Here is a 23,820-nt window from a genome sequence, read left to right on the forward strand (position 1 = left end):
CAGCCTCAGATCGCGCCATGGCGGGGCGGGTTTACCCCGTTCAAGAGGTGATTTCCGACCGCATGATATTTCCAGCGAACAGGGTCGTGCAGCGTATGGGTGCGGACATTGCGCCAGTGGCGGTCAAGATTGTCCTCGGTGAAGGTGGCCGAGGTTCCGGTGAACTCAAACAGTTTCGAGCCCGCCAGCAGCCCCGCCGTCGTGGTCAGCGCCCGCGCTGCCGCAACGGCAACTGACGCCTCGGCGACCGAGGTTTCACTCGCGTCCAGGATCGCAGCATCGACGGCCCGCCCGGCGCGGGTCACCAGCGCCCTTGCCGCCCGCAGCCGCAAGGCCACATCGCCAAGGCCCGCCAGCGTCAGCGGATCCTGCGCCGCGCTTTCGACTTTCGCGTCAACCCAGGGGCGCGCGCGGTCGCGGATGAAAGGCAGCGTCGCCTGGAACGCGCCCTCACCGATGCCAAGGTCGATGGCGGCATGGATGATCTGGGCGAAGGGGCCGATCGGGGTTGGCCGCTCGAAACTGTCCTGAAAGGGCACCACCTGATCGGGGCTGACCGCGACGCGCGAGAACGCGACCGAGCCTGATCCCGTGACACGCTGGCCAAAGCCGTCCCAGTCGTCGGTAATGCTGACGCCTGCAGCCTCACGCGGGATGATCACCAGCTGCTGGCGGCCCTCTTCATCGACCACCAGCGTCGGGATCTGATGCGCGAAGATCGCCCCGGTGCAGTAGAATTTCTGCCCCTCGACATAAAGCTGCCCGCCTTCCCGGATCAGCCTGGTGCGGCGCTGAAAGTCCTTCGCGCCGATCTCGGCCAGGGCGTTGCCGAAACGGTGGCCTTCAAGCGCCAGGCGGAAATAGTGTTGTTTCTGCGCCTCGGATGCGCCGGCGCGGATCACCTCCAGCGCGTAGAAATGATTCTGCGGGATCTGCGAAAGCGAGCCATCCGCCGCCGCGATGATCGCCGTCACCTGCGCCAGCGTCACCGCCGAGACCCCGGCACCGCCGTAAGCCTTTGGCACCGTGATCCCCCAAAGCCCCGAGGCGGTGAAACGGTCCAATTCCTCCCAGGGCAGGGCACGGGCGCGGTCGCGCAGGCTGGCCGAGGGCGCAAATTCGGCGGCCAGCTTTTTGGCGACGGCAATCGCCTCGGCGTCCGAGGTGATCAGATGGGTCTGGCCTGGCGGGGTCGCGTGACGGGTCTCGGTCATATCTTCAGTTCCATTGATGCCGGGCCGGGGCCGCGCCGTTCAGATGCCAGTTGCCCAGCAGGTGATATTTCCACCGCACCGGGTCATGCAGCGTATGAACCCGCGCATTACGCCAGAGCCGCCCGAGGTTCAGGCCCGCTCGGGTCGAGGCCGATCCCGCCAGCTCAAAGAGCTTTTCCGAGGCCTGCAGCGCGATTTCCGTGGTCAGGATCTTGGCCTCTGCCACCGCGACAGAGGCGCGGGCGCTGCTTTCTTCCGTCACCGGCAGGGCGGCGATCTCATCAAGCGTCAGGGCCGCCTCGCGCAGAACCTCTTGCGCGGCCAGAAGGTCGATCTGCAGCCGCCCGATATCTGCGATGATATAGGGGTCGTCCTGGGCGCGGGGCACGCCAGCATCAATCCAGGGGCGCGATTTCTCACGCACGAAGCGGACCGCCTCTTCCAGAGCACCGACCGCGATGCCCGCATCAATCGCGGCCTGGATCAGCTGCGAGACTGGCCCGGCAAGGCCCGGCGTGCTGGCGCGTTGCCAGACCGGGAAGATCTGCTCCTCGCTTTCGATCAGCACATTGTCGAAAATCACGCTGCCCGATGAAGTGGTGCGCTGCCCGAAAGAAGACCAGTCATCCAGCACCCTGACGCCCGGCGCATGGCGCGGCACCCAGACCTGGACCGGGCGGCCCTGGGGGTCATTGGCGCGGGTCGGGATCCAGTCGGCGAAAATCGCGGCGGTGGAATAAAAACGGTGGCCGCTTATCCGCCAGCCCTCGGGCGAGGCGCTCAGGCCTGTTGTGTTATGGGTGACGAGGGCGCGGCTGCGTTCCGGCCCCGCATTGCCGATGCGGTGTCCTGCCAGAATATCGGTGTAAAAGCGGCTTTGCTGCGCGGGCGTTCCGGCCTCTCGCAAAAGCTGCAGCACGCCGAAGTGGTTCTGCGGGATCTGCCCGGCTGAACTGTCAGCGGCGCAAAGCGTCTCGAACACCAGGGCCAGCGTCAGGTAGGAAAGATCGGGGCCGCCAAAGGCCCGGGGCACCGTGATCGCGCCCAGCCCCGAGGCGGTGAAATCGTCGATCTCGGCAAAGGGCAGGATCCGTTCGGCATCGCGGCGGGCGGCTTTGGGCGCCCAGTCAGCCGCCAGGCGCTTTGCGGCGGCGATGGCCTCGTCATGCGTGGTGATTTTCGCGGGGGGTGCCTTTTGCGCGGCGGTGTGGATCGCGGGCCTGTTCATCGGATCCGGCCTTTCTGCCGGGGCTTCCCGGTCGTCTGCAGCTGTCTTTCGCTGCAGTTTTTACGCCCGGTGGCTTGCCCGCGCCATTCTGAAGCCTGGCCCGCAGAGAGGATGCGACTGGCGGCAGCCCCGGCCTGGAGGGAAGATCTTTCTCCAGGCCGGGGCTGGCTTGCTCTGCGGCTTCTGGCGCGGGGCAGGGGCGCAGAATCCCGGGCACTTCACCCGGTCGGGCGCAGTTGTGTTGTGGCGGCAGCCTTGTGGTCAGGCCCCAGGGTGCAGCAGCCCGTGGATTTCGCAGATATGGTCTGGTCCGATGCCGCAGCATCCGCCGATCCGGCTTGCGCCTGCTGCGATCCAGCTGCGTGCAAGGTCTGCGTATCCGCCCGGGCTGAGATCATCGCGCAGGCCGCAAAGCCCGGCATTGGCCTCGGGCTTGTCCGCAGGGTCGGGGGTTGGCACAAAGGCATTGGCATAGGCCCCGACCGCATCGGCCAGTGCTGTTCCGCGCAACTCATCACGTGCGGCGCGGATCGCGGGCTCCATCAGCTCGGCCAGCGAGCAATTGAAGAGCAGGCTTTCGGCGCCCAGATCCAGCGCGGCGCGGGCCGCCTGGCGGACCGTTTCGCCAGAGCGCAGCACAGGCTCTGCCTGGCCCGCAAGCACCGGGGTCACCTCTTTGGTGTCCTGAAGCGTGAAGGACAGCCACAGCGGGCGCGGGTCTGCCCCAAGCGCCTCGCGCAAGACCCGCACCTCGGTCAGTGAGGCCTGCGTCTCGGCAAGCCAGATATCGACATAGGGCGAAAGGCCCGCGATCAGCACCGACAAAAGCCGCTTTGCCTCTGCCGGTTCAAAGAGATCAGGGCGGTAAGAGCCGAGAACAGGCGGCAGCGACCCGGCGACGATGATCTTGCGCCCCGCTGCCGCCGCCCGATCTGCGGCCTCACGCGCCAGCCGCCCGGCCAGCGCTGCCAGCGCCTGGCCGTCGCGGTCAAACCGTTCATCGCCGATATGAAAGGGCACCAGCGCATAGCTGTTGGTGGTGATCACATCGGCCCCGGCCTGGATATAATCATCATGGATTTCCGAGACGAAATGCGGCGCCTCGATCAGGGCCAGCGCCGACCATTCGGGCTGGCGGAAAGGTGCGCCGCGCCGCAGCAATTCGCGGCCCATGCCGCCATCAAGAACCAGGGGGGATGTCATGTCGCTCTTTCTGAATTTCGGGGCATGATCCCCGCAGCTTACAAAAAGCGCAATGAAACGGGCATTGTTTTTTAGCTGCGGATTTCGCAATGGCTGATCTCTTTTCCCTGCGGTCGGCGCAGCCTATCCGCCAGCGGTCATGCGCGATTTCAGCATCTCCAAGAAGGCCCTGATCTGGGGTTGCCGCAGGGCCTGGGGCCGGGTTGCAAGAAAGACCTCCAGCCCGGGCAGCCTCAGGTCGGGGAAGGGTTCGGCCAGGCCGCCTGCCAGCACCCTGGGTAAAACGGCCGCGCCATGGCCACGCTGAACCGCCGCCAGTTGCGCGGCAAAGGACGAGACGCGGATGCGAACAGTGCCGAACCCGGCGGCCCGCGCGGCTTTCATATGCGGCAGCTGATCTTGCGGCGGCAACAGACCGATCATCGGCAGCGCCTGGGGCGTGAGATCTTCGCGTGTGGCAAGCTCGGGCCGGGCGAAAAGGCCGAATGCCACATCGGGCAGGCGCTGATAGATCAGCGAGGGCTCGCCCAGATGCAGGGTGCGGATGGCGATATCTGCGGCCCCCTGGGACAGTTTCACCAGATCGGGGGTGACGGTGAAATCGACCGTGCAGCCGGGATGCGCGGCGGTGAACTCTGCCGCAGTATCGGTGACAGGGCCGATGAAACCCTCGCCCGCCGTGACCCTGACCCGACCTGAAAGGCCCGGGGATTGCGGGGGCGGGGCCAGGGCTGCCTCAAAATCCTGCGCGGCCTGAACCAAAGCCGCGCCGCGTGCGGTCAGCCTGGTGCCATCGGCGCCGCGCTCGACCAGGGCCGCGCCGGTCTCTGCCTCAAGCTGGGTGATCCGCCGCGACAGGGTCGAGGCGGCCATCCCAAGCGCCTCACCCGCGCGCAAAAAGCTGCCGCGCCGCGCCACCGCCAGCAAAAGCCGCAGATCATCCCAGTTCATTTCTGCACCCCGCTTTGCACTACGGCAAAGCCGTTTTGCCATGCTATGCGTTCTGCGCAAAGCCTTTCCGCGTTATCTGCCCTGGATCAGGCGCAATCCGCGCAAGGCAGGATCATCAAGATGCAGACTGTATTCGTCACCGGCGCGACCGGGCTTTTGGGCAGCAACCTTGTGCGGCTTTTGCTGCAGCGCGGCATGGCCGTGCGGGCGCTGGCCCGCTCGCGCAGCAAGGCACAGACCCAGTTTGGCGATATCCCCGGGCTTACGGTCATCGAGGGGGATATGCGCGATGTTGCGGGCTTTGCCCCGATGCTTGCGGGTTGTGATGTGGTCTTTCACACCGCCGCCTATTTCCGCGAAAGCTATGGCGGCGGCAAACATTGGGAGATGCAGAAGCGGATCAATGTCGACGCCACGGCTGCGCTGATTGCGGCGGCCTATGCGGCGGGTGTGCGCAGGTTTATCCATACCAGCTCTATCGCGGTGGTGAATGGTCCGCGGGGCGCGCTGATCAATGAAAGCATGCGTCGCGATCCGCGCGACGCCGATGATTACTACCGCAGCAAGATGCAGTCTGATGCGGTCGTGCAGGACTTCCTGCGCAGCCACCCCGATATGTTCGCGGCTTTTGTGATGCCGGGCTGGATGCATGGCCCCGGCGATCTGGGGCCAACGGCTGCGGGGCAGTTCACGCTTGATTATCTGAAACGGGCGCTGCCTGGTATTCCACCGGGGACGTTTTCTTTCGTTGATGCGCGGGACGTGGCCTTTGCCATGGCGGCGGCTGCCGAAAAAGCGCGGCGGGGCGAGCATTACCTGGCCGCCGGCCATCACATCACCATGCCCGATCTGGTGCAGATCTATCAGCAGGTGACCGGGGTTCCGGCCCCAAAACGCCGGATCCCGGTCGCCGTCCTGTGGCCGATTGCGCTGCTGCAGGAGGTGATCGCCCGCATCAGCGGACGCCCGGCTCTTTTAAGCCTTGCCACCGTGCGCACCATGCGCGCCGAGGCCGGGCGCACCCGCTTTGACCCTACGAAATCCCGCGCTGAACTGGGTCTGACCTTCCGCCCCATCGCCGAGACGATCCGCGATGAGGTGGCCTGGTTCAAAGGCTGATCAGGGGCAGGGGGCGGGTGTGACCCGCCGCCACCGCCCACCCCCATCACCCCGCTGGCAAACCGGGTCACCCGGCATCGCTGTATTACTTTTGCGCAGATTTCCCCTGTCCTGCACGTCGCAATACCTGTCGCGCGCGCATGACGACCGGTGCATCGACCATCATCCCGTCAAGGTTCACGACGGCCTGATCGCCAACCGCTTCGATCAGCCTGCGGGCCGCAGCAAGCTCTTCCGGATCAGGCATGAAGGCTTCCCGTGCTGCAGAAACTTGCGCCGGATGGATCAGCAACTTGCCACCAAAACCCAAAGAGACCGCATGACGGATATCCCCGGCGATCAGAGCTGCATCGTGAACCGCTGTTGTCACCCCATCGACCGGCGGCGGCAGACCTGCGCAGCGTGAGGCGACCACAAGCGCACTGCGCGCCAAAAGCAATGCCTCACGATTATGGGCCGATCCGAGATCGGCCGCGAAATCGATCGAACCGAATACGAGTCTGTCAGCGACCGCAGCAATCTTCACCGCATGATGCAGCCCCAGGGCGGATTCGATCAGCGCCAGCACCGGTTTGCCCGATGAATTGCGGCAAGACAGAATATCTTCGGGATATTCCGCTTTTGGCAGCATCACGGCGCTGACCGGCAAATCACGGCAGGCCTGAATGTCGCGCTCATACCAGGCTGTTCCGGCACCATTGATACGGATGATCACATGGGGTTTATGGGCACCCGCGGAACGCATCAGGTCTTGCAATGCAGCCAATAATCCCTGGCGGGCGCGATCCTTTTCCGCTTCTGCGACGGCGTCCTCAAGATCAATCACCACCGCATCCGCCCCTGCCGCGAAGGCTTTCGCAAAGCGATCCGGGCGGTCAGCCGGCACAAAGAGTGCCAATGCCATGTCATCAGGCGGCACAGGCACTTTGCTCATCCCTGCACGGCTCCGACTGGCTTGCGGCTGTCCTGGCTGGCTGCAAGCTCGGCCAGAATTCTGGCGTTATGCTGGCCAATCCTGGGTATCGGATCCATGCGTGGCGCGAATTCAGCAGGAACGCCCGGCGGAAGCAAAGCCGGGATCCGCCCGGTCGGGGTCGCCACATCGACCCAGCGGTTTCGCGCCCTGAGTTGCGGATGGTTCCAGACCCCAGCCATATCGTTGACACTGGCATTGGCGATCCCGGCAGTATCCAGCCTTGCGATTACCTGCTCGGCGGTCAGATGGGCAAAGCAATCAAGGATAATCGCGCAAAGCGTTTCCCGATCCGCCGAGCGTTTCGCATTGGTGTCAAAGCGCGGGTCAGTGGCCAATCCAGGCTGGCACAGCACATCACGGCAGAAAGCCTGCCATTCCCGTTCATTCTGGATCCCAAGCATCACGGATTTTCCATCTCCGGCCATCATCGGCCCATAGGGATAGATACTGGCATGAGCGGCCCCCGCCGGAACCGGGCCAGCCGCGCCCTCATAGGCATAATAGAGCGGGAAGCTCATCCATTCGGCCATCGCCTCCAGCATCGAAATCTCGATCCGGCAGCCGCTGCCCGTCTTGCCGCGATTGATCAGCGCCGCCAGGATATTGGTATAGGCATACATGCCTGCCGCAATATCTGCGATAGAGCACCCGGCTTTCGCGGGCTGATCCTTGCTGCCGGTGACAGAGAGGAACCCCGCCTCGCTTTGGATCAGCAGGTCATAGGCCTTCTTGTTGCTATAGGGCCCGCCCTCGCCATAGCCTGAGATATCGCAGACGATCAGCCGCGGATGATCCTGTTTCAGCGCCTCATAAGACAGGCCCATCCGGGCACTGGCCCCCGGCGCAAGGTTCTGGACCAGCACATCCGCGCCCTGCAGCACCTGGCGCAAAACCTCAAGATCTGCGGGCTTTTTCAGATCCAGCGCCAGGCTTTCCTTCGAGCGGTTCACCCAGACGAAATGCGAGGCCATACCCTGGACGCGGGTGTCATAATCGCGGGCGAAATCGCCGGTTTCGGGGCGTTCGACCTTGATGACACGCGCGCCAAGATCGGCAAGCTGCCGGGTGCAGAACGGGGCGGCAATCGCATGTTCCAGACTTACAACCACAATTCCGTCGAGCGGGCGCATCTTATATCCCTCTTGCATTTCAACACTTTGATCCAGGCGGCAGCATCAGCTGCCGTGGTTCAGAACAACCGTCTTGGTTACTGAGAAATCGTAAAGCGCGGCAAAGCCCTTTTCGCGGCCATGCCCGCTTTTGCCATTGCCGCCGAAGGGCAGCTCGATCCCTGCGCCCGCGCCATAGGTGTTCAGGAAGACCTGACCTGCCCGCAGACGCTTTGCTACGCGCATCTGGCGGGCGCCATCCTTTGTCCAGATCGCGGCAACAAGGCCGTAATCGGTGCCATTGGCAAGGCGGATCGCCTCTGCCTCATCGTCAAAGGGCAGCGCCGCCAGCACGGGGCCGAAGACCTCTTCGCGGGCAAGCTCGCTTTCCGGGTCAACCGGGCCAAAAAGGCTGGGCGTCACGTAAAAGCCGCGCGGATCAAGGCCCGGGTCGGGGCGGCCCTCGGCCAGCAACGGGATCCCTGCGGCTTTGGCGCGATCGATGAAGCTTTGCACCCGCTTTTGCTGTTTCGCGGTGATGATCGGACCGCAGTCATGGTCCATCTCGGGCGCGCCGACGCGCAGTTGTGAAAAGGCCTCGGCGAGGCGGGCGATGAAGCGGTCATAGATCGAGCGCTGGATCAGCACGCGGCTGCCCGCCGAACAGGTCTGGCCGGTGTTCTGGATGATCGCCTTGCAGATCACCGGGATCGCCTGATCGAAATCGGCGTCCTCGAAGACCAGATGCGGGGATTTCCCGCCCAGCTCCAGCGTGCAGCTGATGTAATTGTCGGCGGCAAGCTTCTGGATCACCTGCCCCACCTCGGGCGAGCCGGTGAAGGACACGAAATCGACGCCCGGATTGCTGACCAGCGCCGATCCGGCCACCGCGCCGCGCCCGGTCACCACATTGATCGCACCATCCGGGAAGCCCGCCTCTTGCGAAAGCGCCGCCAGCCGCAGGGGCGTGGCGCAGGCATCTTCGGCCGGTTTCAGCACGGTGGCGTTTCCAGCTGCCAGCGCTGGTGCCAGCGTGCGCCCGAACATCTGCGCCGGGTAATTCCAGGGCAGGATATGGCCGGTGACGCCATGCGGCTCGCGCAGGACAGAGACCTGGAAGCCATCGAGATAGGGGATCGTCTCACCATGCAGCTTATCCGCCGCCCCGCCGTAAAACTCGAAATAGCGGGCCAGCGCGGTGATATCGGCGCGGGCCACCGAGGCGGGCTTACCGGTATCGAGCGATTCCAGCGCCGCGAGTTCGGCGTGATGGTCAAGGATGACGGCTGCAAAGCGCGACATGATCCGGCCGCGCTCAGTCGCGGTCATCCGGCCCCAGGTGCCTTCGTCGTAAGCCCTGCGCGCGGCCCTGACTGCCAGATCGACGTCCTGTGCATCGCTGTCGGCGATGGTGGCAAAGGGCTGGCCCGTCGCCGGGGCCAGGCAGTCCAGCTGCGCACCGCTGCGGGCCGGCACCCATTTTCCGCCGATGAAATTCTCAGACATCTTCTCTCCTACACTTTAGCGCTCGGGCGCATCGCAGGACGCGCCCAGGCCTGCGGCCCCAGCCGGTGGATCGAGTTCCCCTCGCTGTCCACGGCGACCAGAACCGGCATATCCCTGACCGTGAATTCATAGACCGCCTCCATGCCGAGATCGGCAAAGGCCACCACCCGCGCCTCGCGGATGGCTTTCGAGACGAGGAAGGCCGCCCCGCCCACAGCGATCAGATAGGTGGCATGGTGGCGGGCGATTGCGGCAATGGTCGCCTCGCCACGCTCGGCTTTGCCGACCATCGACAAAAGGCCCTGGTCCAGCACCATATCGGTATAGGGGTCCATCCGGGTCGCGGTGGTGGGGCCTGCGGGCCCGACAACCTCAGCGCCGACCGGATCGACCGGGCCGACATAATAGATCACGCGGTCTTTGAGGCTGAAGGGAAGCGGCTCACCCAGCCCCTGCATCTTCTTCATCCGCGCATGGGCCGCATCGCGCCCGGTCAGCATCCGCCCGTTCAGAAGCAGCGTCTCGCCTACTTTCCAGCTGGCCATCTCTTCGCGGGTCAGCCGGTCGAGATCGACACGCCGTGCCCCAGCCGTATCGTCGCCCGCGATCTCGGGCCAGGCGTTCAGATCGGGCACCTCGGCATAGGCCGGACCAGAGCCATCCAGCGCCAGATGCACATGGCGGTTCGCCGCACATTGCGGGATCAGCGCCACCGGCTTTGACGCGGCATGGGTCGGGAAGGAGGACACCTTCACATCCACCACCGTCGTCAGCCCGCCCAGGCCCTGGGCCCCGATGCCAAGCGCATTGATCCGCTGGTAAAGTTCCAGCCGCAGGGCCTCGGTCTCATCCTGGGGGCCACGGGCGATGATCTCGCCCATATCAATCGGCTCGTTCAGCGCCTCTTTGGCGATCAGCATGGCCTTTTCCGAACTGCCGCCGACACCGACCGAAATCATCCCCGGCGGGCACCAGCCCGCCCCAAGTGTCCTTACCTGATCGACCACCCAATCCGCGACCGATTGTTCCGGGTTCAGCACCGCAAAACGGGTCTTGTTCTCGGATCCGCCACCCTTGGCAGCTATGGTCAGATCCAGTGTCCTGCCCGGCACCAGATCGACATGGATCACCGCAGGCGTATTGTCGCGGGTGTTCTTGCGGGCAAATATCGCATCCGAGACCAGCGAGGCGCGCAGCGGGTTGTCGGCATCCAGATAGGCGCGGCGCACGCCCTCATTGATCAGATCGGCCAGCGAATGGGCGGAATCGATCACCACCTGCTGGCCGACTTTGGCAAAGATCACCGCCATGCCGGTATCCTGGCAGATCGGTCGCCGCCCGAGTGCTGCCATCCTGGAACTCGTCAGGATCTGGCTGATGGCATTCTTTGCCGCCGGGCTTTCCTCGCGGTGCCAGGCCGCGATCAGATGCTCCAGATAATCCGCCGGATGGTAGCAGGCCACGAATTGCAGGCCTGCGCGCACCGTCTCGGTAATATCTTCGCCGCGAATAAAGACCAGGTCGCGTGTCATCGGGACATCTCGCTGCCGGAAGAGAAGGGGCCAGGCGGTTTCATACGAAGGGCGCCGTCTGCGCAAAGGAGGGGCGATCCGCGAGTTGCGCTGAGAGCGCCGCGATGCGCGGGAAATCGGTCAGCCAGCCCGCTGCACCAAAGCGCAGCGCCACGTAATCCCAGGCGATGACCGTGGCGATCACCGCAAGGTCGGGGGTGCCGCCATGCCAGGCCGGCGGATCGGCCTCGAGCCGCGCGAAGCCGTTCAGGATGCTGCGCCGCCGCCGCAGACCCACCGGCGCGGCATCGAACCCGGCGTCGGTGATCACGCGACCGACCATCGTATGGACCGCAGCCTCGATCACCCCGTAGGCCAGCCCCGATTTCGCAATGATCTGATCCTTATCGCCATCAAGCAGCGAAGGCGCAGGCCGCGTCGCCTCCAGCCAGAGCACCACCAGCAGGCTTTCGCTGAAACTCGTGCCAGCATCGGTGATCACCGCAGGCACCCGCGCTGCAGGATTGACCGCCAGCAGATCCGCGTCATCGCCCCAGGGATTGACCACCTGCTCGTCAAAGCCAAGGCCCTTTTCCAAAAGCGCGATCCGCGCCAGGCGCGCAAAGGGGGATGTGGTATTGATCAGGACTTTCATCGCATCTCACTTTCAGGGCACGGCGCCTGCAGGACAGGGCGCCTGCAGGAATTGGCGCCTGCAGGAATTGGTGGGGGGCGGACGCCCCCCTTGCCGGACCAGCTTAGCAGCGCTTTGCCGATCCGGCCCCGTCTTCTTCAGGCCGCAGCCTGGGCGCTTTGGCGCATCGGTTTGCGCAGGCCTGCCTGTTCCAGCAGCGGCATCACCTTTTCGTTCCAATAGGGCAGCTCGGCATTGTAATCGACCATCGAGATCAGCGTGCCATCGATGCCGGTGTTCGACAGCTCGATCAGCTTGTCGGTCACCTGCTCGGGCGTGCCGACCAGCGGATAGCCCCCCCAGCCCGCAATGAAATTGGCGCGGAACTTGTCGAAATACTCTTTCGAATAGCTGCCGCTTTCGATCCCGAAGACGCGGCAGACATTGTCGCAGGCCTCCCAGTCGCCTTTTTCATGGACGTAATAGTCGTAATATTCCTTTGCCTCTTTCTCGGTGTCGCGCACCACCGCATAGGAATAGGTGAAGGCACCAATCTCGCGCCTGTGCTGCTCATAGGCGAGGCGGCGCATGTCATTGACCCAGGCCTTGCCCTTGTCGAGGTTCTCAACCACCGAGAAGTTGATATCGCAAAAGCGCGCGCCAAATTCGCGACCCTTCGGCGACGACCCCGCGCTGATCAGCACCGGACGCGGTTTCTGGAAGGGTTTGGGATCAGAGAAGCCGTTCTTGATGGTGATGAATTCGCCATTCATCTCAGACCATTCTTCGGTCCAGAGTTTTTCAACCGCCTGAATCCATTCGGTCGCATATTCATAGCGGGTATCATGTTCCATCATCTTGACGCCGAACATTTCCATCTCGGGCGTGAACCAGCCGCAGACCATATTCAGGCCAAAACGTCCTTTGGAAATATGGTCAATCGTGGTGGCCATTTTCGCCGCGACAATCGGATGGATGGTCGGCACATGCGAGGTGGCAAAAAGGTAGATGCTTTTGGTCTGTGCCGCCAGCGCCGCCGCCCAGGTATAGGTTTCCATGCAATTGCCGTTGAAATTCGACGGCCCGCCAAACCCGCGCCAGCGCGCGATCGGCACCATACATTCAAAGCCCGAGCTTTCCAGCATCCGCGCGATTTCGAGGTTCTTCTCGAAAGTTGGCTCGAAGCTGGTCTCTGCCATGGTGATCGCACAGGCATTCGAACAATTCGATCCGAAAATGCCCAGCTTCAGCTTGTTGTCATTGAACATCGGGTTATTGGCCGCGCGGAACGCGTCAAGGTTACTCATTGGCTTCTCCTCCGCTATTATAGGTTTGTTCGGCTGCACCTGGGTCAGGCAGCCCGGGCTCCGGCTTCAGCAGGCCAGCGAATGCGAGCGAAACAACGAGCCTTCCTGGTAAAGCAGCGGGGCCGCCTCGCCATAAAGCTGGATGTCCTCGACCGTGCCGATGAAGATGGAATGGCTGCCATAGGGCACCGTCTGCGCCACTTTGCAAAAGATGCTGGCCTGGGCGTCGCGCAGATAGGGCATGCCCGTTTCCGTTTCGGCCCAGTCGCCGTTCCGAAACCGCTCATCCCCCTTCAGCTTGCCGCTGAACAAAGGCACCAGGGCGTGATGATCGCAGCTTAGCAGATTGATGCAAAAGGCCCCGCTGCTACCGATCGGCCCATGCAGGCTGGCGCTTTTATTGACGCAGATCAGCAGACTGGGCGGCGTGGTCGAAACCGAGCTGACCGCGGTCGCCGCCATACCATGTCTGCCGCTGCCGTCACGCGCAGTGATGATAGTCACTGTCGAAGCCTGGCGGCGCATGGCATTTTTGAATGCATCAATTAAGGCAGCGTCGGGCGCTGCAACACAGTCCGTCATTTTCGTCCCCCCTGCGCGGTGCGTGTCAGATCACCGGCGTCTCTATGCGGTTCAAGGCGCTGCCGGGCCTCCTGCTCTGGCGTGCCAGAACCCCTTGCGCAGCGTCTGCCGCATCCTCCTGTAGACAATATGACCGAGGCAAAGCATTGTGTCCAATATATGGGATGCTTCTTTTCGATAGGTTTATCATATGGATTTGCGTCGCTTCCGCTACTTCGTAGTCTGTGCCGAAGAGCTGCATTTCACCCGGGCCGCCAGGCGAATAGGGATCGCCCAGCCACCATTAAGCCAGCAGATTCAATTGCTTGAAAAAGAGGTGGGCACGCGGCTTTTCCACCGGCTGACCCGGGGCGTTGAGCTGACCCCGGCAGGCGAAGCCTTCCTGACCGATGCGCGCAATGTGCTGGATATGGCGGAACGCGCGATGACATCGGCCCGCCAGATCGGGCGTGGTGAACGCGGGTCGATCAAGATCGGGTTTACCAGTTCGGCGTCATTCAACCCGTTTGTGCCGGGAACAATCAGCCGGTTCCGGGCGGAAAATCCCGATGTCGAGGTGGTGCTTGACGAAAACACCACCCGGGTTTCGCTGCAGAATTTGCGCAATGGCAAGCTGGACATCGCCTTTCTGCGGCCTGCTCCCGGCGAAGTGCATGATCTGCGCGTGCAACATCTGTTCCATGAAGAGATGCGGATCGCGCTTCCTGCCAGCCACCCGCTGGCGAATGAGACACGGCTGAAGCTTTCCATGCTGGCGACCGACCCCTTCGTGCTTTACCCGCGCACCAATGGCCAGGCGCTCTATGACGCGATTGTTGCGGGCTGTCAGAATGCAGGGTTCAGCCCGCGCATCGTGCAGGAGGCACCGCAGATGGCCTCGACGGTCAGCCTGGTTGCGGCGGGTGTTGGCGTGACCCTGGTGCCGGAATCGATGTGCCAGCTGCAAAGCTCCGGCGTTGTCTATCGTGAGATCGTAGGAGCCAAGCCAACCGCTGCACTCAGCCTTGTGCAGCGCGAAAGACCGCCCTCGGTCCTGACGGGAAAATTCTCGGATCTCTGCCGCAAACTGGCCATTGGCTGAGCGGCAAACACATCCGGGCCTGCGGCCCAGAAGCATCGACATTCATCCGCGCGGGGATCCGCGCGGGCGCAATGTCATGACGGCCCGGATGGTCGCCCAGGGCAATGCCCTCAGATCAGGCGCACTTTCGTGCCGACCTGCACCACCGCGAACAGCTCTTCCACATGCTCATTGTAAAGACCGATACAGCCCGAGGATGAGGGCCGCCCGATCTTGCGCGTGTCATGGGTGCCATGGATCAGATAGGCAGGCCAGGACAGATACATCGCATGGGTGCCAAGCGGATTGTCCGGCCCCGGCGCCAGATAGGCCGGAAGCGATGGATCGCGTTTGCGCATATCAGCCGTCGGCGTCCAGTCCGGCCCGACGCGCTTGCGCACCACCTCGGTATAGCCGCGCCTTGTCAGCTCTTCGCTCAGCGGAACCGAGGTCGGATACAGCCGGTGCTCTTTGCCATCGCCAGACCAGTAATGCAGCGCCCTCGAGGAGGTATCTGCAAGGATCACCCCTTTGCCCAGGCTGTCGAAGTGATCGCGCCAGTCCTGCATCTGAAAGCTCGACGCATTGTTGCGCGGATTCTGCACCGGCCGGGCCTGCAGAATTGCGGGCGCGGCCAGGGTGAAAAGGCCAGCGGCGCCGATCATCAGCGCATGGCGGCGAGAGGGAGGGATGCTCATATTATATCCTTTTCAGGGGATTTTGCCACATTCGGCTGCTTGGGCCCGGCTGCGTTAACCCGGGCTTGTGGGATAAGGCTTAATGCACCACAATCTTCGCACCGACTTTCACACGTGCGTGAAGATCGATAACATCCTGGTTAGGATCAGGCCCCATTGATTGTGCTGCTGTTCGGTGATTCAGCAGGTGTCAGGAGCCCCTTCTGATGAGCAATCTATTCTGGCTGACTGACGCGCAGATGGCGCGGCTCGAGCCGTTTTTCCCCACGAGCCATGGCCGTCCACGCGTCGATGATCGCCGTGTCTTGAGCGGCATAATCTTCATCAATCGCAATGGGTTGCGCTGGTGTGATGCCCCTCGCGAGTATGGTCCATCAAAGACGCTCTACAACCGCTGAAAGCGCTGAATCCGGATGGGGGTGTTCACCCGAATAATGCACGGTCTGGCATCGGAGGCTGCCGACGAGAAGACCATCATGATCGATGTCGAGCCGGGGCAGCGCCACTGGTTCGAGCGCCCCGGCGAAGGGTACCTGAAAGCTCATCGCACGGCCTCCAGCCTGCGGGTAAAAAAGGGGGGCGTGGTCGCCTGATCGGTCGCACGAAGGATGGTATGAATACCAAGCTTCACGCCGTTGCCGATGCCCAAGGCCGCCCGATCAGCCTGTTTGTCACAGCCGGTCCGGTCAGCGACTACAGCGGAGCCGCTGCACAGCTCGCGCAGCTTTCCAAAGGCAGAGTGGATGCCGGCGGATCGGGGATATCGAGCCGGTGACGCGCCACCGGTTCAAGCGAACCGGCGAGGGCCGATTGGTTCAGAGATGCGTTGAAAGACAAAGGCATAAGCGCCTGCATCCCGGGGCGGAAAACCCGCAAGAAGAAAGTTCGATACGACAAGCGCCTCTAAAAACGCCGCAACCGCATCGAGACCATGTTCGGCAGGCTCAAGGACTGGCGACGAGTTGCAACCCGATACGACAGGTGCCCCATTGTCTTCCTCTCGGCCATAGCCCTCGCTCTCGGCCATAGCCCTCGCAGCAACCGTCCTCTTCTCGCTCTAAAGTTAATGAGTCTAGAGCCTAAAGCGCGTCTTGGCGATATGCTGCAACCGTCGCCGAATGGCCGCTTCGATTATCGCGTGATTGACCTCCTGGAGGATAAAGAGGCCATATGCCCTGCCCCCAGATCGGCACGGTCACCCGCAGTGGTGCGACAGTGACAGCGCCGATCACCACGCTGGGCTGTTTCAACCGCGCCGTGTTTGCCAGAGGCCCCCCCCTGAGCAATGAAGAGCATCATGAGCAAGACGAGGAAGAGGTTTTCCGCCGGAAGTGCATGAGCCGCGGCGCGGTTGGTTCTGGACAATGCGCCTTTTAGATGGATGCAGGGCGGCTGCGCGAGGGCACGCCGGATTTCACAGCCCCTTCAAAACGGCATCGGTCAGGGCGCCGATGGGCAGTTGCCCTGGCTCTGTGCAGAACGTGCCGCTATCATGCCCGGTGCGCTTGCCGCACAGGCAGAGCCGGGGCGCATGCCGCGGTGAAGCCCGGCGTATCGCCTTGTTTTGCGGCACGCAGATCTTTGCTGCGCAGGTGCCGCACCGACCCGGACCAGAACGGGCGGACCAGAAAGGGCGGGCAGCTGCACATCTGGCCCTGATACCGTGACCGCCCCCCGGCCGGCATTGGCATGCCGGCAACAGATTGCCCGGACCGTGGCTCCACAGCGCGGGCCTGATCCGCAGGGGTGAAACCTTATCTGACCTGCATCAGAAGGCTGGCCGCGCGATTGGGCGGCGGCACATAGGGCGGCCCCATCTCGGTCGATCCAATATCCGGCAGCGCAGACTGCACGGTCGTGGCATCGATACCGGTCTTTGCGACGGTTGCCCTTTCGGAGACCTTTTCTGAGGCCCTGTCAGAGATCTGCCTGACGGCGCTGATCCTGAAGGGTTCGGCGGCGCTCTTTTCAGCAACACGCCCCTCATCAAAGGCGCTGTTTCTGAAAACAAGCCGGATGTTTGCGGTCTGATCCCGCGTCGCATCCGTTTCTTCGGTTCGCCTGGCGACAGATGTTGATTTGCTGCCAAACAGTCGATGCCCTGTAATACCGCTTTCGGGCATCTCAGAAAGGCTGGGGTCGCGCTTCACGCCAATATGTTCAATGGCGCGAGCCCTTCTGGCGCGGGCCTTTTCGGCTAGAATAAGTGCATCGGACATTTTGCCCTCCGTCATGATATGACTCATCCCATGGTTGTAATCAATTGTGGCGTGAATTGGACTTAACTTTGACCATCTTCTGTCCTGCGAAAAGGCGAGACGAAGTCTGACAGGCAGGCGCAGGCCTGGTGTTGCTGGCCGATTCCCTCTGCGGCAAAATCCGGGATCATTCGGACAGGTTTTTACCAGTGATAATTCGATAAATCGGCCAGAGCGGCCTCTGCAGAATCATCCTGGCAGATGCCTTTGATTTGCCAAGGATATCCGGCAAATGTGGCCTCTGCGCGGCTGCGGTGGCCCCGGCTCCGCCCGCATCGGCAAGCACAGAAGCAGAATCTTTATCCGTCGAAATACCTGAGAAATATGCATTTTATATTCAAAAAATAAGGGTCTGATGCCCCGCGCCCCGTGCTGCCCGACAAGGGGCCAAACTAAGCCATTATTTTGCCAGAATTGTTTTCACCATATTAGCTAAGATCGTGCCACTTAAAGAATTTTCGTCGCGTTCATGGTGCCGGCACAGGCCAGAACAACTCAGCTTGCGGGGCGACGAAAATGCGTGATTATGCCAGTGCAGATATGGCCGATGTGGCGGCCCCGGCTGATGCATTTCGGCCCTTTGAACACTCAACCCCGACGCTTTCCGGAATTCGCGCGACGCTTGATACGCTGGGAGAGTTGTCAGAGCGGGTCGAGAAGCTGCTTCCCAATGGTTTTGAGGATCAGTTCACAGAGCTGAGGGCCCGGCTGGCAGGTTTCACCGCGCCGATCACCTTTATTGGTCAGGTCAAGGCAGGCAAAACGGCGCTGGTCAATGCGCTTGCGGGCCGGCCAGGGCTGCTGCCGTCGGATGTTAATCCCTGGACATCAGTGGTCACCACCCTTCACGTAAACACGCCTCGCCCGCGCAATGTCCGCGCTGAATTTGTGTTTTTCGACCAAAGCGAATGGGAAGAGCTGATTCAGGAAGGCGGCCGTCTTGGCAAGCTGGCGAAACGGGCCCAGGCGGATGGTGAGCTGAATGAGATCCGCGCCCAGGTCGAGGATATGTATCTCAAATCCCGCAAACGCCTTGGACGGAATTTTGAACTGCTGCTGGGCAATCGTCACAAATATGACGAATATACCCAGCAGCTGATCGAGCGCTATGTCTGCCTTGGCGATCAGTATGGCTCGGATGAGGCCTCTGCAGGACAGGGTCGCTTTGCCGATATTACCCGCTCGGCCGATATCTATGTGGGCCTTGAGGGCTATCCGGTCGGGCTGTCCCTGCAAGATACGCCCGGCGTCAATGATCCGTTCCTGATGCGCGAACAGGTGACTTTGCGCAGCGTGACCAATGCCTCGATCTGTGTCGTCGTCCTGTCGGCCGCTCAGGCGATGAACTCGGTGGATCTGGCGCTGATCCAGCTGCTTTGCGCTTTGGAAAGCCGCCGCGTCATCATATTCGTGAACCGCATTGATGAATTGCAGGATCCGGCACGCGAAGTGCCAGAGATCCGCAGCGCCTTGCAGCGCGTGCTTGCAGACCACGGCATTGGCGATATCGGAACCATCGTGTTCGGAAGTGCGCTTTGGGCCGAAGCGGTTCTTGGCGGTGGCGCTGTGCCTTTGCCCGCGGCCTCGGGCGCGTCGCTTGCACGGCTTGCGCAGCAGGACGAGGCTATCGACCCCGCCGCATTTCCTGCGCTTGCCTGGCAGCACTCCGGCGTGCCTGACCTGCTAGAGGCGATCGGCGGCGCGGTCAGCGAAGGGGCCGCTGCGCAGCTTACCGAAGAGACCTGGGGCCGCCTCAGCAATCTGGTGCAGACCGCCCGCGCCCGCAATGCGGCCGCCAATTCATCGGTTTCGCGCCTGTCGGAAGAACAGGTCACCGAAAAGATCGGCAGGCTTCGCCAGACGGCAGAAACCTATATCAGCAAGGATCTGACCGCCTTTCATCAGGCGCTGGTCGAGCGCGTTACCCAATGCAGCGAAGATTACGTAAAGCGGATGGCCGCCGAACTGCTGGACCGCGCCAAAGCCAATGGGCGCGCCGGGGTCGAGACCTGTGATCCGATGCATCTGCGGATGCGGTTGCGCACTGCCTATATTCGCTATGCCAGCGATCTGCGGACGTTTTGCCGCGATATCGGTGACGGGGTCGCGCAGGCGATGGCCGATCTGCTGGAGCAGATGCTGGGCGATGCGGCAGTCGATATCCAGTTGCAACCGCCCGCCCCCCCGGCAATGGCCCCGCCGATTGCTTTGGGCCGCACCATCGTTGTCGATCTGCAGACCACCCGCTGGAAGGCCTGGATGGCCTCGCATATCAGCAGCGCGGGGCTGGCCAGAGAGTATCACAGCCTTGTCGAAGCCGAGGTCAACTCGATCCGCGACGAGCTGATTGCGACAGCGGCGGAAAGCTTTGGCGCGGTCGGCACCCTGTTGCGGGCGTTTATGGATGAGCAGGCAGATATTGCGCTGGCAATCGCGCGTGGCACCCCGCTGCGCGAAGGCCAGGCCCATCCGATGCTGCAAGATCGCAGCAAGGCGCTGGACGAGCTGAACCACGATCTGCGCCAGTTTCGGTCTCTCTGAGAAGCGGCCCGCTTCCGGATCTCTTGTATAGAAGGCTCTTCTCAATGGCATATGATCAGATTGCCGACCGCATCGTCAGCCCCGCCGCGCTGGCACGCCTGACGGAAAGGGCGAATGCGCCGCCCAGGCTGGCGGTTTCCGGCGAGTTCAGCTCTGGCAAGTCAACGCTTCTCAACCTCTTGCTGGGGCAGGACATCCTGCCGATCCGGGCGACCGCGACCGCCTTGCCCTCGGTCTGGATCAGCTATGGCGATAGAGAGGGGCATTTCATTGATGCAAACGGCAGGCAGCAGCCGCTGCCGTCTGAGGGCATCGACTGGGTGCCATCCAACGCCCGCTATATTCGGCTTTATGTGATCGCCGATGTGCTGAAGGATTGCGAGATCATCGATCTTGCCGGATTGTCAGATCCTGATCGGCCCGACAGCGTCATTCAGGAAATGCTGTCCTATGCCAGCCTGGCAATCTGGTGCACGCCCGCCACCCAGGCATGGCGCCAGTCAGAACGCGCGGCCTGGCTGACAGTGCCGGCCCGCATTCGGGCAAACAGCATCCTGGCCGTTACCCGCAGCGACAAGCTGCGCAATGCGCAGGAACGCGATCGCGTAATGCGCCGGGTCTGCTGCGAGGCCGACGGACTTTTCGCCGCCGCCACTCCGATTTCGGCGATGCAGGCAAAGATCGCGCTTGAGAATGCCGATGATGATGGTTTTGCAGAAAGCGGCATTGATCAGCTGGCCTCGCTGGTCACGGCGCAGATCGACAGGATCCGTGGCAGAAGGCTGCGGCTGCTTGATCGCTATATCGCGGATGATACCCGCTTTGATGTGGCCGTGGCTGAAGCTGCGGATGCCACCGCGGATGTATGCGGGGATGATGCGGATTTTTCGATGCCGCTGATCCTGCGCGACCCTGCCCCGGAATTCGAGCTGACCCCCGAGATTGTGTCTGAGATCGCCCAACTGCCAGAGGCGGATCACAGCGCGCAGGCAGAAATGCCGGATCTCTCTGTCTGCTTCGACGATCCTGCGCCACTTATACCCTCCCAGGCAGAGGCCGAACCCGCCGCGCCAGCCGAGGCCCTGGTCAGCAGTATAGAGGCGGCAATCCAGCGCGTGATGTCAGGCTATTTCACAGCCGACACCAAGCCGCAGGCTGCCGTGGCTGCGCCGCATCCGGCGCCCCCCGGCGCCATTCCGCGCGAAACCATGATCTGGCGAGAGATCGTTGCAGGTTCCGATGTCTCCCCCCGTGACACCCCGGTCATCGATCTGATCGACCAGCTGCTAACCCGACTATTCAATGAGAAAGGACAATAAGATTCAGGGGCCTTGCGCCTTTTGAATCCCGAGAAGACCAATCACGGATTGCAACATGAGTCCGATACACGGGCCGAAGCCCTCACGAAGACCCAGAGCCTCGGCCGAGGCCGCGCAGGTCAGAAAGACCCGCGTGCAGAGAAAGACAAAAGGAAAGACCAAAATGAGCACGAACATTGCTGCACTGACCGAACTTGATGGCTTTATCGGTGGCTGTCTTGTTGACAGTGAAACCGGCCTTATGCTGGCGTCTGAAGGTGGTGGCAAAATCGACCTCGAGGCTGCATCGGCGCTGAACACCCAGGTGGTTAAGGCCAAACTGGCGGCGATCGATGCGCTTAAGCTTTCTGACACGATCGAGGACATCCTCATCACTCTGGGCCGTCAGTTTCACCTGATCCGTCCGCTGACCTCGGCGCCCACCGTGTTCATCTATGTCGCGCTTGATCGCAAATCGGCGAACCTGGGTCTGGCAAGGATCAAGCTCAAAGGTGTTGAGGCTGGCATTACGCTGTAATTGCCAGGGAGGGCGCGGCCGGCCGATCTGTAACCCCAGTACAGCTATTGGCCGGCTTGCGCCGTTCCACGAGCGTTCTTTGATGCGATAGACCACTTTTGCCCGGCGCGGCCTGATTGCCGGGCAACGGCGCCGACTGCGTCGGGCTGGTATCCGTCACCCTCGCGCCTGAGTATTTCGACCGATGTATCATAGTCATACGATTTTCGGAGGGGGGCTGGCTGTCGGCAATGCCCCGAGCGGGCGCACCGTCGGGCAGCCTCTGGCACCGGCAGCGCAGCGTTGATCACCGGAGCCGCGACATAAGAGCGATGCTTAAGCAGCGCGGGGTGCTTCAGAGTGCAAAATCAGGGGTTGATGCTGGCTGCGTCATGAGTGTAGAGAGCAAAAGACGGACAGTTGGCCGAGTGGTCGAAGGCGCACGCCTGGAAAGTGTGTAGGCGGGGAACCGTCTCGAGGGTTCGAATCCCTCACTGTCCGCCATTATTACCTTAAGCCGCTGAAAACGCTGTATTAAATTCAGGTTTTCCAACGCTGTCCTGATCGGTTTACAATGTTCCGATCCTGTTCTGTTCCAATCACAGCTCTGCGGCGGTCGGCTGATTTGGTGTAGTGGTCAACCTCCTTAAGGGTTTCGTGACCTGTCCATGAGCTGATTTGATGCGCCGTAGCGCCACCCTCTGCGAGTTCGGTTGCCAGGCTCTTTCGCAGCCCATGTGCACTCTTTTTGAACCCTGCATCAATGGCAGCTTCCCGGATCATGGTGCCCAGGGCCTTTTCTGACCTGGCTTTCCCTTTGGCATCAAGGAACGTCATCTGCCCGGTGAGTGCCTTGAGTGCCTCGTGCATCAGGGCGCGATCTTCTGAGAGATGCTGCGCAAAATCCGGCAGCGGACAAGTCCATGGAATGTGAGCAGGACCGCCAGTCTTTACCTGCCTGTAGCTGAGGACTCCGTCTCGCACCATTCCGGGACCGAGGCAGACGGCATCGCTGATACGCGCTCCTGAGAAGCGTAGGATTTCAAAGGCGGCGCGTGTCGAGGACCCCATTGGCCATCGCTTGCGGAATGCCTCGACTTCCTCTGACGTCCATGGTGGGTGACCGCCTTTTGCCTTCGCCTTTGGCATGGCCACATCCAGTGCTTCATTGCGCTCAAGCAAATTCGCTGTGACGCCAAAATTGCACAGGAAACGCCATGTCCGAAGGCGGTGCCCCTGGGATGTGCTCTGGGGCAGATTTGCCCGGATGTGCCGGGATCTGAGGCCGCGCGCAGAGAGTGCGCCGAACTCCGTCACGAGGGCGTCGCAATGCCTGCGAAACATAGCGCGGGTCGCATCCTTGGACTGCTTGAAATGGTCTGATGAAAGGGCCGCCCTGACAAGCGCCTCGAATGATCCAGCAGTTACCGGGGCTTTCTCGGGCGCGGCCTTTTTCGCATCCGCATACGTCCGCAAGAAATCGGGATGGTCGACCGGCAGGTCGGGCAACTTTATCAGAGGCTGGCCTTTGCGCTGAAAATAGCGATAGGTCTTTCCCCGCCTGGTCACGACCTTAAGGCCGGTGAGCGTCACGATCCCACTCCGGTTGCCTTGTCCCATTCATCTTCTCCCGCTCGTGGCTCAGGGGGTAGATCGTCCGCCAACGTGGTTGCGATAATGACGACACTGCCGTCGCGCATCAAGCGCAGGCCGCTCACGGACTTCCCCGAAACCTCAAGCGCCTCAATGCCGCGGCGAATTGCGGCCTGACTTGGCTTGGCTGCCCCCATCACGCACCCCCTTCCTGAGAGAGAGCGGAGGGAGGGGTGGCATCCATGCGTATCAAACCGGATTGTTGTGCGTGAGTGGTGGTTTCGTGCGCAACAACGGGGTGGATCGGGGTTTCTTGCGCTTTCTGCAAAGAACTAACCGGATCAGCGTAGTTCTGGATAGCGCTTGCCGGGGCGCGGCGGTTCCAGGTTGTTGAATCTCACGCGGAACTGAGCCGGTTTTGTCACCGAGAAGTGAGCCACCTCTGATTATGGATTTTGGTTCAAGCTGGGGTCAAGGTTGGGTGTGTCTCCTTCTTTTTTCTTACTGCAGCTGCT

General features: G+C 62.0%; 19 protein-coding genes, 1 tRNA gene and 1 pseudogene. 7 read left to right on the forward strand and 14 right to left on the reverse strand.

Annotated elements, in window-relative coordinates:
• Positions 1-5 precede the first annotated feature (5 nt).
• From HOY34_RS12900 to HOY34_RS12915, 4 genes are all read right to left on the reverse strand, one after another.
• Positions 6-1,214, reverse strand: a complete 1,209-nt coding sequence (locus HOY34_RS12900; protein ID WP_172363496.1) for an SfnB family sulfur acquisition oxidoreductase — start codon at positions 1,212-1,214, stop codon at positions 6-8.
• A gap of 4 nt (positions 1,215-1,218) precedes the next feature.
• A complete protein-coding gene (locus HOY34_RS12905) occupies positions 1,219-2,442 on the reverse strand; it encodes an SfnB family sulfur acquisition oxidoreductase (RefSeq protein ID WP_172363498.1) in 1,224 nt (407 codons plus the stop codon).
• Positions 2,443-2,703: 261 nt separating this feature from the next.
• A complete protein-coding gene (locus HOY34_RS12910) occupies positions 2,704-3,645 on the reverse strand; it encodes a homocysteine S-methyltransferase family protein (RefSeq protein ID WP_172363500.1) in 942 nt (313 codons plus the stop codon).
• A 123-nt stretch (positions 3,646-3,768) separates the two neighbouring features.
• Entirely contained in the window at positions 3,769-4,596 is an 828-nt protein-coding gene (locus HOY34_RS12915; RefSeq protein ID WP_172363502.1) for a LysR family transcriptional regulator, read from the reverse strand.
• A gap of 120 nt (positions 4,597-4,716) precedes the next feature.
• On the opposite strand from HOY34_RS12915, the gene HOY34_RS12920 reads away from it, so the two are divergent.
• Complete coding sequence (locus HOY34_RS12920; RefSeq protein ID WP_172363504.1) at positions 4,717-5,715, forward strand: SDR family oxidoreductase; 999 nt, start codon at positions 4,717-4,719, stop codon at positions 5,713-5,715.
• Positions 5,716-5,800: 85 nt separating this feature from the next.
• Here the strand turns inward: HOY34_RS12920 and HOY34_RS12925 are convergent, their stop codons facing one another.
• From HOY34_RS12925 to HOY34_RS12955, 7 genes are all read right to left on the reverse strand, one after another.
• Positions 5,801-6,649, reverse strand: a complete 849-nt coding sequence (locus tag HOY34_RS12925) for an HpcH/HpaI aldolase/citrate lyase family protein (protein ID WP_216654739.1) — start codon at positions 6,647-6,649, stop codon at positions 5,801-5,803.
• Positions 6,646-7,821, reverse strand: coding sequence for a CaiB/BaiF CoA transferase family protein (locus HOY34_RS12930; protein WP_172363506.1), 1,176 nt, complete (start codon positions 7,819-7,821; stop codon positions 6,646-6,648). Before HOY34_RS12930 ends, HOY34_RS12925 begins: the two co-directional genes overlap by 4 nt.
• 45 nt (positions 7,822-7,866) lie before the next feature.
• Complete coding sequence (locus tag HOY34_RS12935) at positions 7,867-9,306, reverse strand: aldehyde dehydrogenase family protein (protein ID WP_172363508.1); 1,440 nt, start codon at positions 9,304-9,306, stop codon at positions 7,867-7,869.
• 8 nt (positions 9,307-9,314) lie between these two features.
• Positions 9,315-10,838, reverse strand: a complete 1,524-nt coding sequence (locus HOY34_RS12940; protein WP_172363510.1) for a fumarate hydratase — start codon at positions 10,836-10,838, stop codon at positions 9,315-9,317.
• Between the two features lie 40 nt (positions 10,839-10,878).
• Entirely contained in the window at positions 10,879-11,472 is a 594-nt protein-coding gene (locus HOY34_RS12945; protein WP_172363511.1) for a glutathione S-transferase N-terminal domain-containing protein, read from the reverse strand.
• 137 nt (positions 11,473-11,609) lie between these two features.
• Complete coding sequence (locus HOY34_RS12950) at positions 11,610-12,758, reverse strand: LLM class flavin-dependent oxidoreductase (RefSeq protein ID WP_172363513.1); 1,149 nt, start codon at positions 12,756-12,758, stop codon at positions 11,610-11,612.
• A 66-nt stretch (positions 12,759-12,824) separates the two neighbouring features.
• Entirely contained in the window at positions 12,825-13,340 is a 516-nt protein-coding gene (locus tag HOY34_RS12955; protein WP_172363515.1) for a flavin reductase family protein, read from the reverse strand.
• A gap of 190 nt (positions 13,341-13,530) precedes the next feature.
• On the opposite strand from HOY34_RS12955, the gene HOY34_RS12960 reads away from it, so the two are divergent.
• Positions 13,531-14,421 (forward strand): LysR family transcriptional regulator, encoded by an 891-nt coding sequence (locus tag HOY34_RS12960; protein WP_172363517.1) that lies wholly within the window; start codon positions 13,531-13,533, stop codon positions 14,419-14,421.
• 110 nt (positions 14,422-14,531) lie between these two features.
• On the opposite strand, the gene HOY34_RS12965 is transcribed toward HOY34_RS12960, so the two are convergent.
• A complete protein-coding gene (locus tag HOY34_RS12965) occupies positions 14,532-15,098 on the reverse strand; it encodes a L,D-transpeptidase (protein ID WP_172363519.1) in 567 nt (188 codons plus the stop codon).
• Between the two features lie 206 nt (positions 15,099-15,304).
• Here HOY34_RS12965 and HOY34_RS12970 point away from each other — a divergent pair.
• Positions 15,305-16,116, forward strand: a pseudogene (locus tag HOY34_RS12970) (IS5 family transposase); the annotation flags it as partial.
• A gap of 736 nt (positions 16,117-16,852) precedes the next feature.
• On the opposite strand, the gene HOY34_RS12975 reads toward HOY34_RS12970, so the two are convergent.
• Entirely contained in the window at positions 16,853-17,317 is a 465-nt protein-coding gene (locus tag HOY34_RS12975; RefSeq protein ID WP_172363521.1) for a hypothetical protein, read from the reverse strand.
• A 555-nt stretch (positions 17,318-17,872) separates the two neighbouring features.
• On the opposite strand from HOY34_RS12975, the gene HOY34_RS12980 reads away from it, so the two are divergent.
• The 4 genes from HOY34_RS12980 to HOY34_RS12995 all read left to right on the forward strand — a co-directional run bounded on the left by HOY34_RS12980 (position 17,873) and on the right by HOY34_RS12995 (position 22,216).
• Positions 17,873-19,897 carry a dynamin family protein gene (locus tag HOY34_RS12980; RefSeq protein WP_172363523.1) on the forward strand — a complete coding sequence of 675 codons (2,025 nt, stop codon included), beginning with the start codon at positions 17,873-17,875 and terminating at the stop codon, positions 19,895-19,897.
• Between the two features lie 44 nt (positions 19,898-19,941).
• Positions 19,942-21,216 carry a dynamin family protein gene (locus tag HOY34_RS12985; RefSeq protein WP_172363525.1) on the forward strand — a complete coding sequence of 425 codons (1,275 nt, stop codon included), beginning with the start codon at positions 19,942-19,944 and terminating at the stop codon, positions 21,214-21,216.
• A 163-nt stretch (positions 21,217-21,379) separates the two neighbouring features.
• On the forward strand, positions 21,380-21,733 hold the full coding sequence (locus HOY34_RS12990) for a roadblock/LC7 domain-containing protein (protein WP_172363527.1): 354 nt from the start codon (positions 21,380-21,382) through the stop codon (positions 21,731-21,733).
• Between the two features lie 393 nt (positions 21,734-22,126).
• Positions 22,127-22,216: transfer RNA gene (locus tag HOY34_RS12995), tRNA-Ser, on the forward strand.
• A 36-nt stretch (positions 22,217-22,252) separates the two neighbouring features.
• Here the strand turns inward: HOY34_RS12995 and HOY34_RS13000 are convergent.
• On the reverse strand, positions 22,253-23,332 hold the full coding sequence (locus HOY34_RS13000; protein WP_172363529.1) for a tyrosine-type recombinase/integrase: 1,080 nt from the start codon (positions 23,330-23,332) through the stop codon (positions 22,253-22,255).
• Positions 23,333-23,820 lie beyond the last annotated feature (488 nt).

Source organism: Pseudogemmobacter hezensis, assembly GCF_013155295.1.
In the GTDB taxonomy this organism is placed as follows: Bacteria; Pseudomonadota; Alphaproteobacteria; order Rhodobacterales; family Rhodobacteraceae; genus Pseudogemmobacter; species Pseudogemmobacter hezensis.